At 49.5% G+C, this 16,078-nt stretch carries 13 protein-coding genes; 3 read left to right on the forward strand and 10 right to left on the reverse strand.

The genetic code is table 11. The features are described from left to right. The first annotated feature begins 164 nt into the window (after positions 1–164). Positions 165–1,037 (forward strand): tyrosine-type recombinase/integrase, encoded by an 873-nt coding sequence (locus Psch_RS14940; RefSeq protein WP_134220427.1) that lies wholly within the window; start codon positions 165–167, stop codon positions 1,035–1,037. After that, a complete protein-coding gene (locus tag Psch_RS14945; protein WP_134220426.1) occupies positions 1,034–2,155 on the forward strand; it encodes an IS91 family transposase in 1,122 nt (373 codons plus the stop codon). The genes Psch_RS14940 and Psch_RS14945 overlap by 4 nt, the downstream gene beginning before the upstream one ends. Positions 2,156–2,534: 379 nt before the next feature. Here the strand turns inward: Psch_RS14945 and Psch_RS14950 are convergent, their stop codons facing one another. Genes Psch_RS14950 through Psch_RS14960 form a run of 3 tightly spaced genes read right to left on the reverse strand, consistent with a single transcriptional unit; the run spans position 2,535 to position 5,509 of the window. Continuing rightward, positions 2,535–3,842, reverse strand: a complete 1,308-nt coding sequence (locus Psch_RS14950) for a TRAP transporter large permease (RefSeq protein WP_190258648.1) — start codon at positions 3,840–3,842, stop codon at positions 2,535–2,537. A 3-nt stretch (positions 3,843–3,845) separates the two neighbouring features. After that, a complete protein-coding gene (locus Psch_RS14955) occupies positions 3,846–4,397 on the reverse strand; it encodes a TRAP transporter small permease (protein WP_134219568.1) in 552 nt (183 codons plus the stop codon). A gap of 20 nt (positions 4,398–4,417) precedes the next feature. After that, positions 4,418–5,509, reverse strand: coding sequence for a TRAP transporter substrate-binding protein (locus tag Psch_RS14960; protein WP_243120728.1), 1,092 nt, complete (start codon positions 5,507–5,509; stop codon positions 4,418–4,420). A 419-nt stretch (positions 5,510–5,928) separates the two neighbouring features. Here Psch_RS14960 and Psch_RS14965 point away from each other — a divergent pair, with 419 nt between their 5' ends. Beyond that, positions 5,929–7,119, forward strand: a complete 1,191-nt coding sequence (locus tag Psch_RS14965; RefSeq protein WP_134219569.1) for a M24 family metallopeptidase — start codon at positions 5,929–5,931, stop codon at positions 7,117–7,119. A gap of 198 nt (positions 7,120–7,317) precedes the next feature. On the opposite strand, the gene Psch_RS14970 is transcribed toward Psch_RS14965, so the two are convergent. The 7 genes from Psch_RS14970 to Psch_RS15000 all read right to left on the reverse strand — a co-directional run bounded on the left by Psch_RS14970 (position 7,318) and on the right by Psch_RS15000 (position 15,967). Next, the gene (locus Psch_RS14970) at positions 7,318–8,949 is read right to left on the reverse strand and encodes a long-chain-fatty-acid--CoA ligase (RefSeq protein WP_190258649.1); all 1,632 of its coding nucleotides are present in this window, start codon (positions 8,947–8,949) and stop codon (positions 7,318–7,320) included. Positions 8,950–9,445: 496 nt separating this feature from the next. Then, positions 9,446–10,585, reverse strand: a complete 1,140-nt coding sequence (locus Psch_RS14975) for a DUF2087 domain-containing protein (RefSeq protein ID WP_190258650.1) — start codon at positions 10,583–10,585, stop codon at positions 9,446–9,448. Between the two features lie 284 nt (positions 10,586–10,869). Then, positions 10,870–12,129, reverse strand: coding sequence for a heme ABC transporter ATP-binding protein (locus tag Psch_RS14980; protein ID WP_134219572.1), 1,260 nt, complete (start codon positions 12,127–12,129; stop codon positions 10,870–10,872). A 41-nt stretch (positions 12,130–12,170) separates the two neighbouring features. Next, on the reverse strand, positions 12,171–13,223 hold the full coding sequence (locus Psch_RS14985; protein WP_134219573.1) for a FecCD family ABC transporter permease: 1,053 nt from the start codon (positions 13,221–13,223) through the stop codon (positions 12,171–12,173). A 13-nt stretch (positions 13,224–13,236) separates the two neighbouring features. Continuing rightward, positions 13,237–14,199 (reverse strand): ABC transporter substrate-binding protein, encoded by a 963-nt coding sequence (locus Psch_RS14990; RefSeq protein ID WP_190258651.1) that lies wholly within the window; start codon positions 14,197–14,199, stop codon positions 13,237–13,239. Between the two features lie 46 nt (positions 14,200–14,245). Then, on the reverse strand, positions 14,246–15,016 hold the full coding sequence (locus Psch_RS14995; protein ID WP_190258652.1) for an adenosylcobinamide amidohydrolase: 771 nt from the start codon (positions 15,014–15,016) through the stop codon (positions 14,246–14,248). Between the two features lie 351 nt (positions 15,017–15,367). After that, entirely contained in the window at positions 15,368–15,967 is a 600-nt protein-coding gene (locus Psch_RS15000) for a TetR/AcrR family transcriptional regulator (RefSeq protein WP_134219576.1), read from the reverse strand. Between the last annotated feature and the right edge of the window lie 111 nt (positions 15,968–16,078).

Here is a 16,078-nt window from a genome sequence, read left to right on the forward strand (position 1 = left end):
TTGAACGAAACCGCTCCGCGGTGGATAGAAACCCAAGATAGTATCAAAGCGAAATGATCCGATCTGCTCATAGTAGATACAAAAGTCATGGCTAACACAAAACAACCCCTTTAAAATGAGAATGCGGCCTGTCCGCAATATCAAACAAAGGGGTTGTTTATTTAATGATGACTAACCGTCAGGCGCTGCAACGCCTGAAAGCTGACATCCAGCTTAGGGGGCTATCCAGAAACACACTCGATTCCTATACGACTCATGTTGGGATCTTCCTTAATCACTTCAAAAAACCTATCGAGAAGCTCAATGAAATGGACGTTCGAAGTTTCCTGGGACACTTGATTGTCGAAAAGAAATTATCGCCAGGCACGGTCAATGTTTACAGTGCTTCCATTCGCTTCTTCTTCGCAGTTACGCTGAACCGGACGATGAACTATCTACAAATTCCACGCCTTAAGCGGCCTAAGAAGCTACCGGAGATTTTAACGCGGAATGAAGTTGCAGAACTAATTTCCCAGACAACGAATGCCAAACACAAAGCCCTGCTCTTAATGGCGTACGGTTCCGGCTTACGAGTCAGCGAACTTGCCAGTCTCAAAACGACGGATATTGATTCGGCATCCATGCGGGTTTTGGTGCGCGGCGGCAAAGGCCAAAAGGATCGCTATACTCTTCTGCCCGAAAGCGCTTTATTCGCGTTGCGTGACTATTGGCGCAAGTACCGCCCGAAAAGCTCAGATGGATACATTTTTCCCGGAATCAAAAATGTTGGGCATATCACAACAAGCGCAGTAGCACGAGCGATTAAAGAAGCGCTTGCCAAGACAGCTATCCAAAAGAGTGTGTCGCCGCATACCCTTCGGCACTGTTTCGCCACTCACTTATTAGAGGACGGGCTAAGTCTACTCCAAATAAAGGCTTTGCTCGGACACGCCAGCATTTCCTCAACCACGATCTATCTTCATCTGGCAAACACCACGAACGGAATAACCAGTCCGGCGGACAACATGCCTCAGAAGTTTGTGGACTGCCCATTATGATTGAAGTGCAGGACATCTTTCGGGAACATGGCGATGAATACTTGCGCCAGCATCCGCTTAATACCGTTCAAATAAAGGCATATCGCGCTATCTTGAACTGCCGGACTCATGCTTTGGGCGGGCATATAGATACATGTGACCAATGTGGCCATCAACGTATCTCTTATAATTCCTGCCGAAACAGACATTGCCCCAAATGCCAAATGCTTGCCAAAGAACAATGGATCGAAAGCCAGGAACGTTGCCTGCTTAACATTGGCTATTTCCATGTCGTGTTTACGGTGCCGAACGAATTGTATATGGTATTCCGGCAGAACCAGGAAACGATGTACACTTTATTCTTCAAAGCTGTCTCGGAAACCTTGTTAGAGTTAGGCCAAAATCCAAAATATCTCGGCGCCAAACTCGGAGTAACCGCAATTCTCCACACATGGGGGCAGAACCTTCTGTATCATCCCCACATCCATTGTGTTGTACCGGGCGGCGGGTTGACCAGCGCCGGTCATTGGAAAAACTCGCGCAAGAAGTTCTTCATTCCGGTTAAGGTATTGTCCAAGAAATTCCGGGGGAAATTTCTCGCTCTCATGCGTGCGGCTCAATTACGCTTCGATGAATCTACGAACAAACTCAATAGTTCGAGAGAATATGCCCTCTTTCTGCAGGATTTGTATAACAAGGACTGGGTAACCTATTGCAAACCGCCCTTCGGCAATACCGGCAAGGTGATTCAATATTTAAGCCGCTACACACATCGCGTGGCTATTTCCAACAATCGGATTCTGGCGCTTCAAGATGATAAAGTCACATTTAGTTGGCGGGACTATGCCGACCATAACAAGGTCAAGCAGATGACTATTACAGCCGAAGAATTTATCCGCCGCTTTATGCTCCATGTACTGCCTCGAGGATTCCGGAAGATACGACACTACGGACTTTTGGCTTCCGGAGGGAAAACCAAACGGATACAGTTATGCCGGCAACTTACGAATACACCTTTTAGCATATTCTCTAAGCCGCGTTCATTATTCGAAATCCTCATTGACAAGTTCAATGATACATTTCGTAAATGTCCCTGCTGCAGAATAGGAATGATGATACGCGCATCTCCTCTTCCGTAAAAACAAATTCCTTATACAAAAAAGCCCCTTCTATGGGGGAGGGGGAAACTATGCCCATCGACAGGCGAATTTCCCAATAATGACCCTGTTCTTTGACTGAGATTTCGCCCCATAACATCGGAACCCTTTTAGCGCCAGAAATTCTGCAACTTATACAGTTCCTTTTTCCCCATAGCACCTACCGACATCGGCGGTTCCGTTCAATCAAATTATCTGAAGCCCTACGTAGCCTCTGCTTACATGGGGTTTCTTTTTTGGGCTTCAGATAATTTGCTATTCATTATGATAACAAATGAAACCTGTTCGTTTAACCGTAAAAAAACCGGGTAAATCCGTCATTGCGGACCTACCCGGCAGTATTTACAACATATTTTTTTCACTATGAAACCATATTGGGTAAAAAAGTAACAATCTGCGGGAAGACCAGTAATATAGCCAAACATATGATGATCGCCCACAGATAAGGCCATATACCCTTAAAAATTACTTCCAGGGGTATCTCGGGAACGATCCCTTTGAGAATATAAACGTTCATGCCCACCGGCGGTGTAATGACGCCCATGGCCACCACCAAAACAATGATCACTCCGAACCAGATAGGGTCGTAGCCAAGTGTATTGATCGCAATAGGATAAAAGATGGGTATGGTCAGCAGAATCATGGCCAGCGCGTCGATAAAACATCCCAGAATCAAATAGATCAGCAAGATAATTGCCATCACGGCAAAAGGCGGCAGGGGGAGGGCGCCGGCCCATTGCGCCACCTCAAAGGGAAGCCTGCTGATCGCCATGAGGCGGCCGAAAATCATGGCCCCGGCTATCAGCAGCATAATCATGGCGGTGGTCCGCGTAGCGTCCATCAAAGACTTTTGAAAACCTTCCCGGGTGATGCTCCTTTTCAGGAGAGCCACACCCAAGACGCCTGCCGCGCCTACAGCGCCCGCTTCCGTAGGAGTGAACCAGCCGGCAAACAGACCGCCCATGGAGACAGCAAAGATCACCAGGACCTCGCCCAGTCCCCCGCGCAGCGCCTCTAACTTTTCTTTCCAATCCGCTTTGGGGCCGGGAGGCGCCAGAGCCGGGTTGCGGCCTGCCACTAGATAGATGACACCCATGTATAGCAGCATTAGGAGGATGCCGGGCACTATACCGGCGATAAAAAGCCTGCCGATGGATTGTTCCGTCGCCATGCCGTAAACGATAAAAATGACACTTGGCGGAATCAGGACCCCCAGGACTCCGCCGGCGGCGACACTGGCCGTAGCCAGCGATGGATCATATTTGTACTTTTTCATCTCCGGCAAGGCAATGGCGCCGATGGTCGCCGCCGTAGCTGTGTTTGAACCGCAGATGGCGCCAAAAACAGCACAGGCTGCCTGAGTGGCTATGGCCAGACCGCCTGGATAGTGCCCGATCAATTTATAAGCAAAAACAAACAACCTGGAGCCGATACCTGAATAATAGGCCAAAAACCCCATCCAGACGAACATGGCGATAACGCCCAGCGAATACGAAGAAAATGTGGAGTAGACTTCCTTGGTTACCATGCTGAAGGCCGCAGCCGGTGAGGCCAGGTAACCAAACCCGGCAAACCCCACCAGGGCCATGGCATAGGCTATAGGTACACGTAAAATCAAAAGCCCAAAAAAACCGATGATGCTGAGTAAACCAATGCTGAGTGGACTCATTTATCAACTTGCCGCCTTCTGTATAGTTTCAATCGCCCTGACCTTAGGCGTACCAAATGACACAGCAGAAGGCGAAAATAGCTTCCGGCAAGCCCCCACTGTCCTGACCAGCAATACCAGGGAAAGCGCCAGCAGGCCAAAGTCGACGAGATAGATGAAAGGATAGACCGGCGTCTGGGTCGTAGGGGAAGCTACGCCGGTAACCGCCATCCTGTTGGCGTAAATACCGGTTTGCCAGACACAAAGGCCCCAGAAAGACAAGGACAGCAAACCCGTCACCATATCTACCGCCGCCTGCATTTTTAACGGCAGGCGGTCGACCACAAAATCCACCGCGATGTGGCCGCTCTGGACCGCGCAGTAGGCTAAAGACAGCCCAATCATCACTGCAGTTAAAAAGGTCACATAATCAATAGTTCCCACAATGGGACTTTTGAAGATAGCGCGCAGCAGGATATTGCCCACAATCAGCGCCATGATCGCTACCAGGCACAACCCGGCTATTTGGTCCAGCAACCGGCTCAGTCCCGTTACCAAACCTGTAAACTTGTTCATTTGAAGTACCTCCGGTAGCCTTATTTATATTCCTTATTGTACTTTTCGGCCAGCGCTTTCACTGTATCCAAAGCCTGCTGGCCCGGCAATCCCTTTTGATTCATACCGGCGACAAACTCGTCCTGGATCGGTTTAACGGCTGCTATCCACTTGTTTGCTTCTTCTTCCGAAAGCTTGATTTCTTTCATGCCCTTTTCTTGCACGGCATATTTCAAGGCAGCTTCGTTTTGTTTGTCCCATAAACCGACGGCCACCTCTTCAAAGTACTTTTTATTGACCTCTTCAATCGCCTCCTGGTTCTCCGGGGACAGGGAGTTCCACTTATCAAGGTTCATGGTGATAAAGAACAGGGTGTTATACAAAAACGGCGTCCTGGTCAAGTATTCGGTGACCTCGGCATTCTTCCAGCCCTGCAGTACCTCAACGGGACCAAGGTTGCCCTTGACGACCCCTTTTGATAGGGCTTCATAGGCTTCGGACTGGGGCATGGCCACGGGATTTGCTCCTAATGCTTTGAGAGTTTTAGCGCTCAACCCGGTAGCTCTCACATCCAGTCCCTGCAGGTCTTGCAGGCTACGAACCGGCACTTTTGTAAACAAGTCGCCAGGTCCGGTGGTAAAGACCATCATGAGCTTGGTATCCTGGATTTCTTTGGGGTTGATTTGCTTAACCCCTTCCCAGGCGACCAAACTTGCTACCTTGGAGTTGTTATATATAACACCAGGCAATTCGAAAGCCTCAAGCACCGGGAAACGGCCGCGGGTATAAGAGAAACAGGACAGACCCAGGTCAGCGACACTACTGACCACCCCGTCATAGATCCCATCCGCCTTGAGCAGGGTTTCACCGGGGTAACTGGTTACTATCACCTGGCCGCCGGTAGCTTCCTCAATGGCTTTTGCCCAGGGTTGGATTAACTGTGTTTCAGCCGGGTGGGTGCTGGGAAAGAAATGGGCCAGTTTAAGTTCTACAGTCCCTTGTTTTTTAACCTGCTCCGTGGACGAACAAGCAGTCACAGCAACAACCATCAACAATAACAGCGATATGAATAATAGCTTTTTCTTCGTCCTTACCACTTCCCTGCAATGATGCCAACTACAAAATCCTTTCAATTCTTAAATTACCTCCTTTTCTTATTTGAAAAACAAAAAAACTCCCGTAGGAGTTTAGTTCAAAGATCGATAAAGCCCCTCTTCAACCATAGGAGCAATACCTGAGAGCGAAAATACTGCAGACACATCCACAAGGAAATGCCCGGTAAACCCGCGCCCACGTTTACCTACCGTCCTACTGTTCTACTTCTTAACTGTCTTGCCGTTCCTAACCATTCTGCCATACTAGCTGTTCTACATAAATATTGATATTCGGCAGCTTTAAAATATTTCCTTCCGGCAACAAAATCTTTTTTGTTATTAATTTCTTTCTTTTATCTTCAGCCACTAAAATTTAACCATAATCAATTATTTTTGCAAGAACCTTTTTTTTGATTTATACTTTCTTACAGGACAACTTTTTACCAGGAGGGCACAACATGACTGAGCAAAAACAAACTTCCTGCACACCCAGGGAGGAACTTTACGAAAGGATTGGGAAATTCCAGGAACGCCTGCGTAAAGCCGGTATTCAGGCAGCCCTGGTCGTGCAAAAAGCCGACTTGTTTTATTTCAGCGGCACCTGCCAGGATGCCCATCTCTTGATTCCAACCCAGGGAGAACCTCTTTTGATGGTCAGAAAAAGCTATGAAAGAGCGCTTGAGGATAGCGCCCTGGAAAAGATTATTGCCGTGCGGAGCTTCAAAGATATTGGCAGCAACATAGCCGGCATGCTCACCGGCAATGGCAAAATAGGGATGGAGTTGGATGTTTTGCCGGTCAATCTTTTTTCCAGGTATAAAAAGATGCTTGAGCCGCTGGAAATTGTTGATGTGTCGGGGGTAATCCGAGAGATCAGGATGATTAAGACCCCGTATGAGATAGACTGTCTAAGAGACGCCGCCAGTCTGACCGCTGAAATGTTCGCAGAGATTCCTAATTTTATAGAAGAAGGCATGACCGAAATAGAGCTGTCGGGAAAAATTGAACTGTTCCTGAGAGTCAGGGGAAACCAGTACCCCCGCATAAGGGCCTTTAACCAGGAGCTCTCCATCCACATTTTGTCGGGGTGGAACGCGGCCTATCCCAGTTATTTTGACGGGCCGACCGGCGGCAGTGGAGTCAATTCTTCTTCACCTATTGGCTCCGGCTATAAAAAAATCGGCCGCAACGAACCCATCCTGATTGATTACGGTCCTGTTCTCAATGGGTATATGGTGGACCATACCAGGATTTATTCTTTCGGGCCATTATCTGACAAATTGATGGAAGCCCATAACACCGCCCTCGAAATCAAACGCAGGATTGCCAGAGAAGCAAAGCCCGGCCTTGACGGCAAAGACCTGTATGATATTGCCATTGGCATGGCGGAGCAGTCAGGTTTTGCCCAACATTTCATGGGCTATGGTGTTAGTTTCATCGGACACGGGGTCGGGTTGGAACTGGACGAACTGCCGGTCATAGCCAGAAATTATTCGATCAAGATGCAGCCGGGCATGACTATAGCGCTGGAACCAAAGTTCATCTTCCCGGATGAAGGAACGGTAGGCATTGAAGACACCTTTTTGGTGACGGAAAACGGCCTGGAGCCGTTCATCCCCGCGCTTGACGACGCAATTCAGATACTGTAAGGATACGACAGGAGACGTTTCTCTGTCGCAAATTTAATTGGGATTTCTGAATCCTAAAAAAATGCAGGTGGTTACATCAGATACCCAAGTGCGGCGTTGCGCGCCGTGTGCGATTGAAATCGCACCTTGTATTGCTGAGTTTCCAGCATAAATTTTTATGCAAAATGAGACAGAGGACGCCCCCTGTCTCATTTGTGTCTACGATTGTTTTCGCTTTGCTTCATCTAGGACCCTTAAAGCCTTGCGGTCGGGCTTGCCCAGGGGTGTCCTCGGCAGCTGGCCGATAAATTCCAGTATTTTCGGCGCCTTGTAAGGAGCCAACCGCTCCCGGCAGTAAGTAATCAGTTCCTGCTCAGTCGCGCTTTCGCCGGGCTTTAAGATCACATATGACTTGACCGTCTCACCCCGTTTTTCGTCCGGAACGCCTATTGTGCAAGCCTCCAGGACCTTGGGATTGGTGTACAGAACTTCATCAATCTCCCTGGGGTATACGTTGAAGCCGCTGCAAAGTAGTACATCTTTTTTCCTGTCGACAATAAAGATATAACCATCCTCGTCCATATAACCAATATCTCCCGTGTACAGCCAGCCATCCCGCAGGACACAGGCGGTCTCTTCCGGGTTATTCCAATAACCGGACACTGCTTGCGGTGTCTTAAAAATCATTTCTCCAGGCTCACCGGCCGGCATATCTTTTGTCCCTGTCTCCACATCTACGATACGGACATCTACATTGGGCATGGGCACACCCACACTGCCAGGCTTGTGGACCCCATTGACAGGGTTGTATGCAATCCCATACGGGACTTCGGACAGGCCGAACCCCTCAATAATAGGAGCCCCGGACAGTTCCTCAAACTTCCTCAAAATCTCTAAGGCCAGGGGCGACCCTCCGCTTAGTACTTCTTTTACAGACCTGATTTTTGACTTGCCGGTATCGGGGTGGTTAATAATACCGTGGATCATCGCGGGGACCGCCGCCCAGATGTTTGGCTGATGCTGATTGATTGCCGCCAGAATATTATCCGTTGTGGGCTGAGTCACCAGGACTATGGTCCCGGCTGAAAAAAGGGACAAATCTATATTGCAAGCCCTGCCGTAAGAGTGATACAGGGGGATGGTGGCCAGGGTCCGGATTTGGCCGGAGGGGATCCCGGCGCCATACCAGATGCCGACTTGTTTCGCGGCGACGGCCATATTGGCATGGGTGATCATGCAGCCTTTGGGAATCCCGGTAGTCCCGCCCGTATACTGCAGCACCGCGAGGTCCTCCGGCTCGACAACGATATCCGGTTCCAGGTCTGCGCTTTCCGCTAACAGCGTATCAAATCCGTATGTCTCAGGCATACTCTCCAAATTGCTGCCGGCTCCGGGGTCAGGCACGATGATTATTCTCTTAACCCGGGTGCTTCCCGCATTCCGGATTTTAATCACCTTATCGGCAAAAGAAGCCCTTACCGCCACGGTCTCAGTACCACTGTCCTTGAACTGGCCGGTAAGCTCGTGAACGGTAAACTGGGGGTTGGTCGGTACGGCGATCGCTCCTATTTTGTAGCAGGCCAGTAGTATAAGCGGGTATTGGGGGATGTTGGGCATCATCAGGGTCACCCGGTCACCCTTTTTTACCCCCAGCCGCAGCAGTCCGTTGGCCAACCTGCGGGCCAAAGAGTTGCACTCCTGGTAGGAGAGTTTTTCGTCTTGATATATCAGAAATGGTTTGTCCGGATGGCTCTTGGCATTACGGTTGAATAGTTCATTTGGTAATGGTATTGGATAAATTAATGTTTTGGGTACCTCTTTGTCATAAAAGGCATACCAGGGTCTCTCCACTTCTGTCATCTCCTTATGGGTCAAGTTTAAAATTATGGCGCGCTTTGCCGAATACAGCACGCCATAATTATACAACTTTTCATTTGCCCGTTCACTACCAAATTACTACACAAAATTACTATGCGGTAGTTCCGTATGACACGAGCTGCACCAACAGAAGCTGAAAGATTTTAAGGCACCCCGTGATATCATTTTCCCCATTAATGGATCAGACGCTGAACGCCAGACCTGTTGACTGCCTAAATGTTGCTGAGAATTAATGACCGCCTTGCTTATTTCTGGCGGCGATTTCAGCATTGAAGAAGTATTTTTGAGAGTTTCCTCCATAGTTGTTTGCTCCCCTTTGAATTCCAACATTTATTTTTCCCCTAAATTCTTATTCTGATTTTTCTTAATTGTGGCAGTGGATCGCAAAAAGTCCACAACCACTTGCTATACCTGGGTTGCGGACTTTTAAGAATCTGTCCCAAGCGCATTAGGCAATTTAATGCCTGGCTTATTTTCTTTTATCTGGTTGGTTATAGCCGCGCTCGCCAAATGGCTGCAGCTTTTCAATCCACTTTGTCTTCAGCTTTTTCAACTCATCCGCTTTATCGAAGAAGCCGTCCGACTTTTCTTCCAACACCTCAAGCACTTCAAACACAAAGGCATCTTCTCCAAATTGATTCCAATCCTCTTGAAGCTGTCTGTTTTTATATCCTCCACTACGCAGCAACATGAGCTTTCCAGTCTTCATTTTCAGGTTGGGTATGGAATCCACAAACACCTTCTGATTCTTTAGGTTTCTGATCTGAAAAACCCCGCCCTGGGTTTTCATTTCCTTATATTGTTGCTTCAATTCTTTTTTACGATCCATATTCTCTTCCTCCATCTCAGGTAAACCCTCTTTTAACCAATACCGGCTCCCGTCCGGTTTTCTGTCGATAAATCCATACTCGATTAAATACCTGCGTAAAGTTACAAAATCCTCATGGGCAGTTTTGAGTATTTCGTTAACCTCTTTCTCATTGTAAAATTTTTCATCTTCGAATCTCTTGGTCATTTCCCTGAGGACAATCAGTTTGTTTTTTTCTTTCATGTCCAAAGTCTTCAATAGACCATCCGTACCTTCCGGAAAGTACGTCTTAAGGACTTTCTCGCGTTCTTCCTGCGTAATATTGTAACGGTCATCGATCATCCCGGCCGTTTTATGTGGAGGTAAATAGCCCGGTGAACGCTTATTCTTATCCTTCAAGAGTTCCATCAAAGCCAGAAATACTTTTGCCTGGCGTTCTTTCTCCTTTAATACAAAACGGTGATTGCGGATGGTGGAAGCGCTGCCGATGCCCATTTCCTTTTGAACTTCTCCATCGCTTTTCCCTTGATAAAAAAGCTGCAGAAGGCTTTTCTGGTGATCGGTAAGACCGGTGATTCGTTTGTCCAGCTGAACCAGATACTCAAACACCGAGCCATGGGCCTCCTCTATATGAACACGGATGTACCTCCCTGCTTCATACAGTATGCCTTCCCCGGGGTAGATCATCCCCTTCTCAATCTTTTTACCACAGATAAGGCATATATATTGAGCCTCTTCTTCTATATATCCCTTTTTGAGCTCCTCCGGTGAAGCACTCCAAAACCGATCTGATATTTTCATTTACAAACACAACCTTATTATGATTGTTTAATTGCAAACATTTTAATGTATTGTTTGTTGTTTGTCAACTACTGCAAGAGGTATCTGTAAAATAAAAAAATCCAGATTCCGATTAGTGGAGTGCTGGATTTTAGTACCGCTATCGCGGCGCCACGTATCATGAAAATACCGGCCGATGCAGGCGCCGTTTCAATCGCACAACGGCGCGCCAGCGCCACACTTGTAGGCACTAATGTAACTTTTGTGCGAATAAATTCGCACCATTTTAAAGAAAGCCCGGAACGTTACTTTAACAAGGAAAGCGTTTCAAGAATAGCCGTCGCATCCTGGTTAACAACCGCGCCTTTGTTCTTCAGCTCGTTGTAGAGCAGCACGGCCTGGCCTCCGGTGTAATCCCGCTCCTCAATTTTTTGTTCCTCCATCAAAAGCACCGGTTTACCCCAGTCAAGGGCAAGTATAACCGCTTCCAGGTTCTTGATATTGCCACGGCCAAAGGGAATGCTGGCCATGACACAGACATCTGCATTTTTAATAAGCTCCAGGTTCTCTTTATGGCTTCGTTCTGTGATCGAACTGAAAGGAGCTTCTTCCACCGTCTTCAGCTCTAAAGACCTGGCCGTTTCCCAATCAATATCGCCGGTGTTGAGCACGCCGGCTGTCACATCGTAACCACAGTTTGCCAACTGCTCAAGCAGAGACGCGCCAGCCCCGCCGCCGCAAACCACGTGAACCCGCTTACCCTCCGCTGCGGCGCCCTGCAGGCCCCGGGCCAGAAGCATAACGGCAGGCCGGCCGGTGACAGGGTGCTTTCTGATTATAACGCTTGTCCCGTAGACTTCTTTGATGTGATCAACTGTTAATACTTTTTCCGGTTTCCCCATAATATAAATCCGGCCTTTTTGCATCAGGAGCAAGCTGTCGCAGTACTGGCCGGCCAGGTTTAAGTCGTGGAAGACCACCACAACGGTTGCATGTTCCTCCCGGTTCAACCGCTTTAGCAGATTCAAGATTTCGACCTGGTGGTTGATGTCCAGGTGGGAAGTGGGTTCGTCCAGCAAAATTATTTCCGGTTCCTGGGCCAAAGCCTTGGCTACAATTACCCTTTGCCGCTCGCCGCCGCTGATGGCGGTGATCGGCCGGCGGGCCAGGTGACGCGTGTTGGTCAGTTCCATCACACGGTTGACCAGCGCAAAATCTTTTTCACTTTCCCCCTGAAAGCGGCCCAGGTGAGGTGACCGGCCCATCATGATTATTTCTTCGACGGTAAAAGAAAAATTAACTGCCGTTTCCTGGGGCACCACGGCCATTTTTTTGGCCACTTCACGGGCATGAAGCTCGTAAAGGTCCCGATCATCCAGCAACACGGCGCCACCGGTAGGTTTAAGCACACGGCTGATGGAGCGTAAAAGGGTCGACTTGCCGGAGCCGTTGGGACCAATGATCCCGGTAAAACTTCCTCTGGCAAATGAAAAGGTCAAACCGTCCAGAACCCTGGTTGCGCCGTAGGAACATGCGAGATCGATTATTCTTAGGGTTACCGCCACTTTCTTACCTCCAGTGTCATGCGCCGCCTGGCCACCCGCTGTCAAAACCCGGCAGATCCTTTTTTACGCAACAGGTAAATAAAAAAGGGCCCCCCGCACAATGCCGTAATAACGCCTACCGGTATTTCTTCAGGAGCCGCAGCCACGCGGGCCAGAGCGTCTGCGGCGACCAAAAATATAGCGCCGGTGAGAATAGACGCGGGGAGGAGTACACGGTGGTCGGGTCCTACCAGAAGACGAACGGCATGGGGGATGATCAGGCCCACAAAACCGATCACGCCGCTGACGGCCACAGCGGACGCCGCCGCCAAAGTCGCGGCTCCCAGCATGATTTGTTTCAGGCGCTCCACATCTATCCCCAGGTGTTGCGCGGGTTCCTCTCCCAGGAGCATCACGTTCAAGTGCCGGGCAAAGACGTACATCAGGGTAAAACTGACCACAGAGTAGGGCAACAAAACCAGAACGTAGTCCCAGCCGCGGCCGGCAAGGCCCCCCATCAGCCAAAAGATGACCTGGTGAATATTCTCGCCGCTCGTGATCATTGCGTATGAGGTCAAAGCCGAAAGAAACGAGCCCACCGCGATGCCGGCCAGGAGCAGGGTTGACATCGGCGCCCGGTTCCCCACCCTGGCCAATCCGTATACTAATATAGCTGTCACCGCCGCTCCCAGAAAAGCGAAAACAGGAATTGTATAGATCCCCAGGGCACTGGCTCCCAGGCCAAAAAGCATCGCTGCCGTGGCGCCCAGGGCGGCGCCGGAGGAAATGCCGAGGATATAAGGGTCTCCCATGGGGTTTTGCAGGAGTCCCTGGAGCACCACCCCGGAAGCGGCAAGCCCGGCGCCAACCAGCACTGCAAGACACACCCGCGCCAGTCTCATCTGAAGGACAATCGTTTCAAAGCTATCCGGCCAATCCCCACGGGGAATGCAGCTGCCCAACACGGGGGCCTTGCGCAGAAGCATCAACAAAACATCACCGGGGCTGATCGGCGCCGGGCCGATGGTCGTGCACAGGATGACGGTTACGCCCAATACCAGCAGCAAGGCGCTGTTGATAGCCCTCCAACGCCAAACCCGACCCTGAGGATCCAAGAGCAAAGCCCCCTTATAACTGTTTGTCAAAAAGCTCCGGATGAATGGACTTGGCCACAAGTTCAAGGCTTTCCACCACGCGCGGTCCAGTGCGCGTAACAATGTCTTGATCTGGCAGGAATTCCACCCGGTTATTTTTGATCGCTTCGACCTTTTCCCAGCCAATCCGTCCTTTTATTTGCTCTGCCGTCAGTAGTGAGGCGCCGTGGTAACAAAAGATGATTACTTGCGGATTGTGTGACAGAACCATCTCAGGACTAAAGGTCACCCAGTCCTGATCTACGTCGCCGGCGATATTCTTACCGCCCGCCGTGACGATCAGACTGTTGATAAAACTTTTGGCGCCGCCCGTAGTGAGTGGATCGGGCCATATTTCAAAAAAGACATCAGGTTTCTTATCATCAGGCAGGTCCCTTACCTTGGCGTGGACCATATTAATCCGCTGCTCCATGTCTGAGGCCAGGTTGTCCGCCTCAGTGGCCGCGCCGGTGATCCGCCCGATAAGCTTGATTGTTTCCACCACCTGCGCAAGGTTCAAAGGATTGGTGGCAACCACGGTCAGGCCGGCCTTTTCCAACAGGGGGATATATTCTTTATGAATATTCGTCGCCAGGACCAGGTCCGGCTGCGCGGCTACGATCAACTCCGAGTTGGGAGTACTGAAGCCACCGATTTTGGGCTTGGCCAGGGCTTCGGCCGGGTAATCACAATATTCAGTAACCCCTACCAGCTTATCCCCCAAACCCAGGGCAAAAAGGGTCTCAGTAGTGGCGGGAACAAGTGAGACGATCCGTTGCGGCGCCTTGTTGATAGTCACCTGCCTGCCCAGGTCATCAGTTACGGTCATGGGGAAACCAGAACCGCTTGCAATAGGTTCAGCCTTCCCGCAGCCCTGCAGCAAAACCGCCACAACCAGCGCCACCAAAACACAACAGGCAGCTTTAAAAGTCAACCTGCTCTTTTTTTCTATCACCATTTCACCCTCCTGTGGTACCGGGTACCTAACTTATTAACTTACTGAGTTATGTCCTGTCAGATTCTTCGGCCGCCCTCGTCAGGTAGCGGCGCAATGCCTGCGACAACCCCTGGCGGACCCCGCGCGCGAGCAGGTAACCCGCCAGGGTCCCTGGTCCGGCATAAGGTGCGGCCGGTGTTTGAGCGGCCCCGGCAATCACCAGCGCGTCAGTGGTCGTCCCGCTGGCGTAGGCGCCGGTGTCCGGGCATTTAATCCCGAGTTCGCGCAGCGTTTGGGTCTTCGCTTCCGTTGCTGTCTGCACGGCGTTGACCAGGGCGCCGGGCGACAGGGCATGGGACAAAAAAGCCATGATGTTAATCGTTCCCGGGTTTGGGGTCACAGTGTCCAGCAGGCAATCCGGCGTAATGCCTGCGGCGCAGGCATTACTGACACCGGCAGAAACTATCACCAGCGCTTGACATCCCTGTTTTGAAAGCCGTACCCAACAAGCGTCACTGACCCGAGCCGCAGTCATAAGCGCCAACCACTGCCCGCTATCCGAGGCATGGTATTCTGGAAACGTGTCAGCCAAAAAAGACGCCGCCTCATCCGCCGGGTGGGCAGTGTGGTAACCGGGCTCAACCTGCCGGTTGACAAAATACCGTTTTGGCCCCAGGCCGCCACCGACTACCGCGGAACTGATACTGACCCAAGGCGCCCCGGCGTCAACGAAGATAGTTTGAGGTCCCAACATGGCGCGCAGGCCAAGCCCGGGGCTAATCCACCGCCCGGACTCAGGAAGCAGGTATTCAACGGTAGTTTGCTCTTCAGGCGTCAAGCTTGCTCCCATCCTCTCAAATGAAAACTGATGATGGCTCGAACAGCCACTTATTATGTAGTATTATCCTTAATGGGAAGAAATCCCTGCCGAAGAAAGATCATATGTGGGAATGCAGAGTAAAATCTTTTTGACGAAAGGATTCAACCATTCTGCCTGTGAACATTTAATTAGAATTTAACTTTTATGCAAATGAAATTTTCATTTGCAAAACACCAAGCATTCATGTTAGTCTAAATGCAAACAAATCAGCATTATGTTTACCGCTTTCAAGCTAAGTAAGGGCAAGCAGAATATAACAAATCCAGATTTCCACTAGTGGAAATCTGGATTCGACTTGGTTGCTGGAAGCTAAACAGGCTTCGTTAATCCCTCCGAAATATAATCGATAATTACGTCCATAATTTTAGGGAACAAATCACTGCCAAACTTCTCCTTGTACAAGCGAAGCATCATAATGGCACGCATGACCCCGTTAATCACTTCCGGATCTTGTTCTTTCAGTACACCCCGCTCGATTAAAGCCTGAACGAAAACAATCCCCTTTTTATCATTATCCTGCGCAAAGTCATCAACAAGATGCTTGGGTAATTTACGGATAATGCGTTCATGTTCGCCATCTTCAAACCACTGCTGCAGCAAAGGGTTTTCATCGGCCATTTGAAAAGCCATATGAAAGAAGGAAGAGATCAATTCCTTGGGGGGCAGATTTTTCCGCAGGTGCTCCCCTATTAACCGGTTTGAAATCTCTTCCTGGTTTTGCAGGATCACATAAAAGAGTTCTTCTTTTGAGGTGAAAAATTTATAAAAAGAACCCTTGCTAATCCCACAGGCCTGCACCAGGTCGTCGATACTCGTCTTAGAGAGGCCATACTGAATAAAAAGCTCTTTACCTTTGGTCAAGAGGCACTGCCTTATTTGTTCCTTTTCATTTTCATTGAATTTAGACATTCCCAATCTCCTTTTAATTGAATTGGTGAATAGTTGTTGACTTTTAGTCACGTAGTTCTTATAATTATCATACCAGCTAATTTGAAAAATGTAAAGGTTTAATCCATTGAA

The organism is Pelotomaculum schinkii (assembly GCF_004369205.1).
Lineage (GTDB): Bacteria > Bacillota > Desulfotomaculia > Desulfotomaculales > Pelotomaculaceae > Pelotomaculum_C > Pelotomaculum_C schinkii.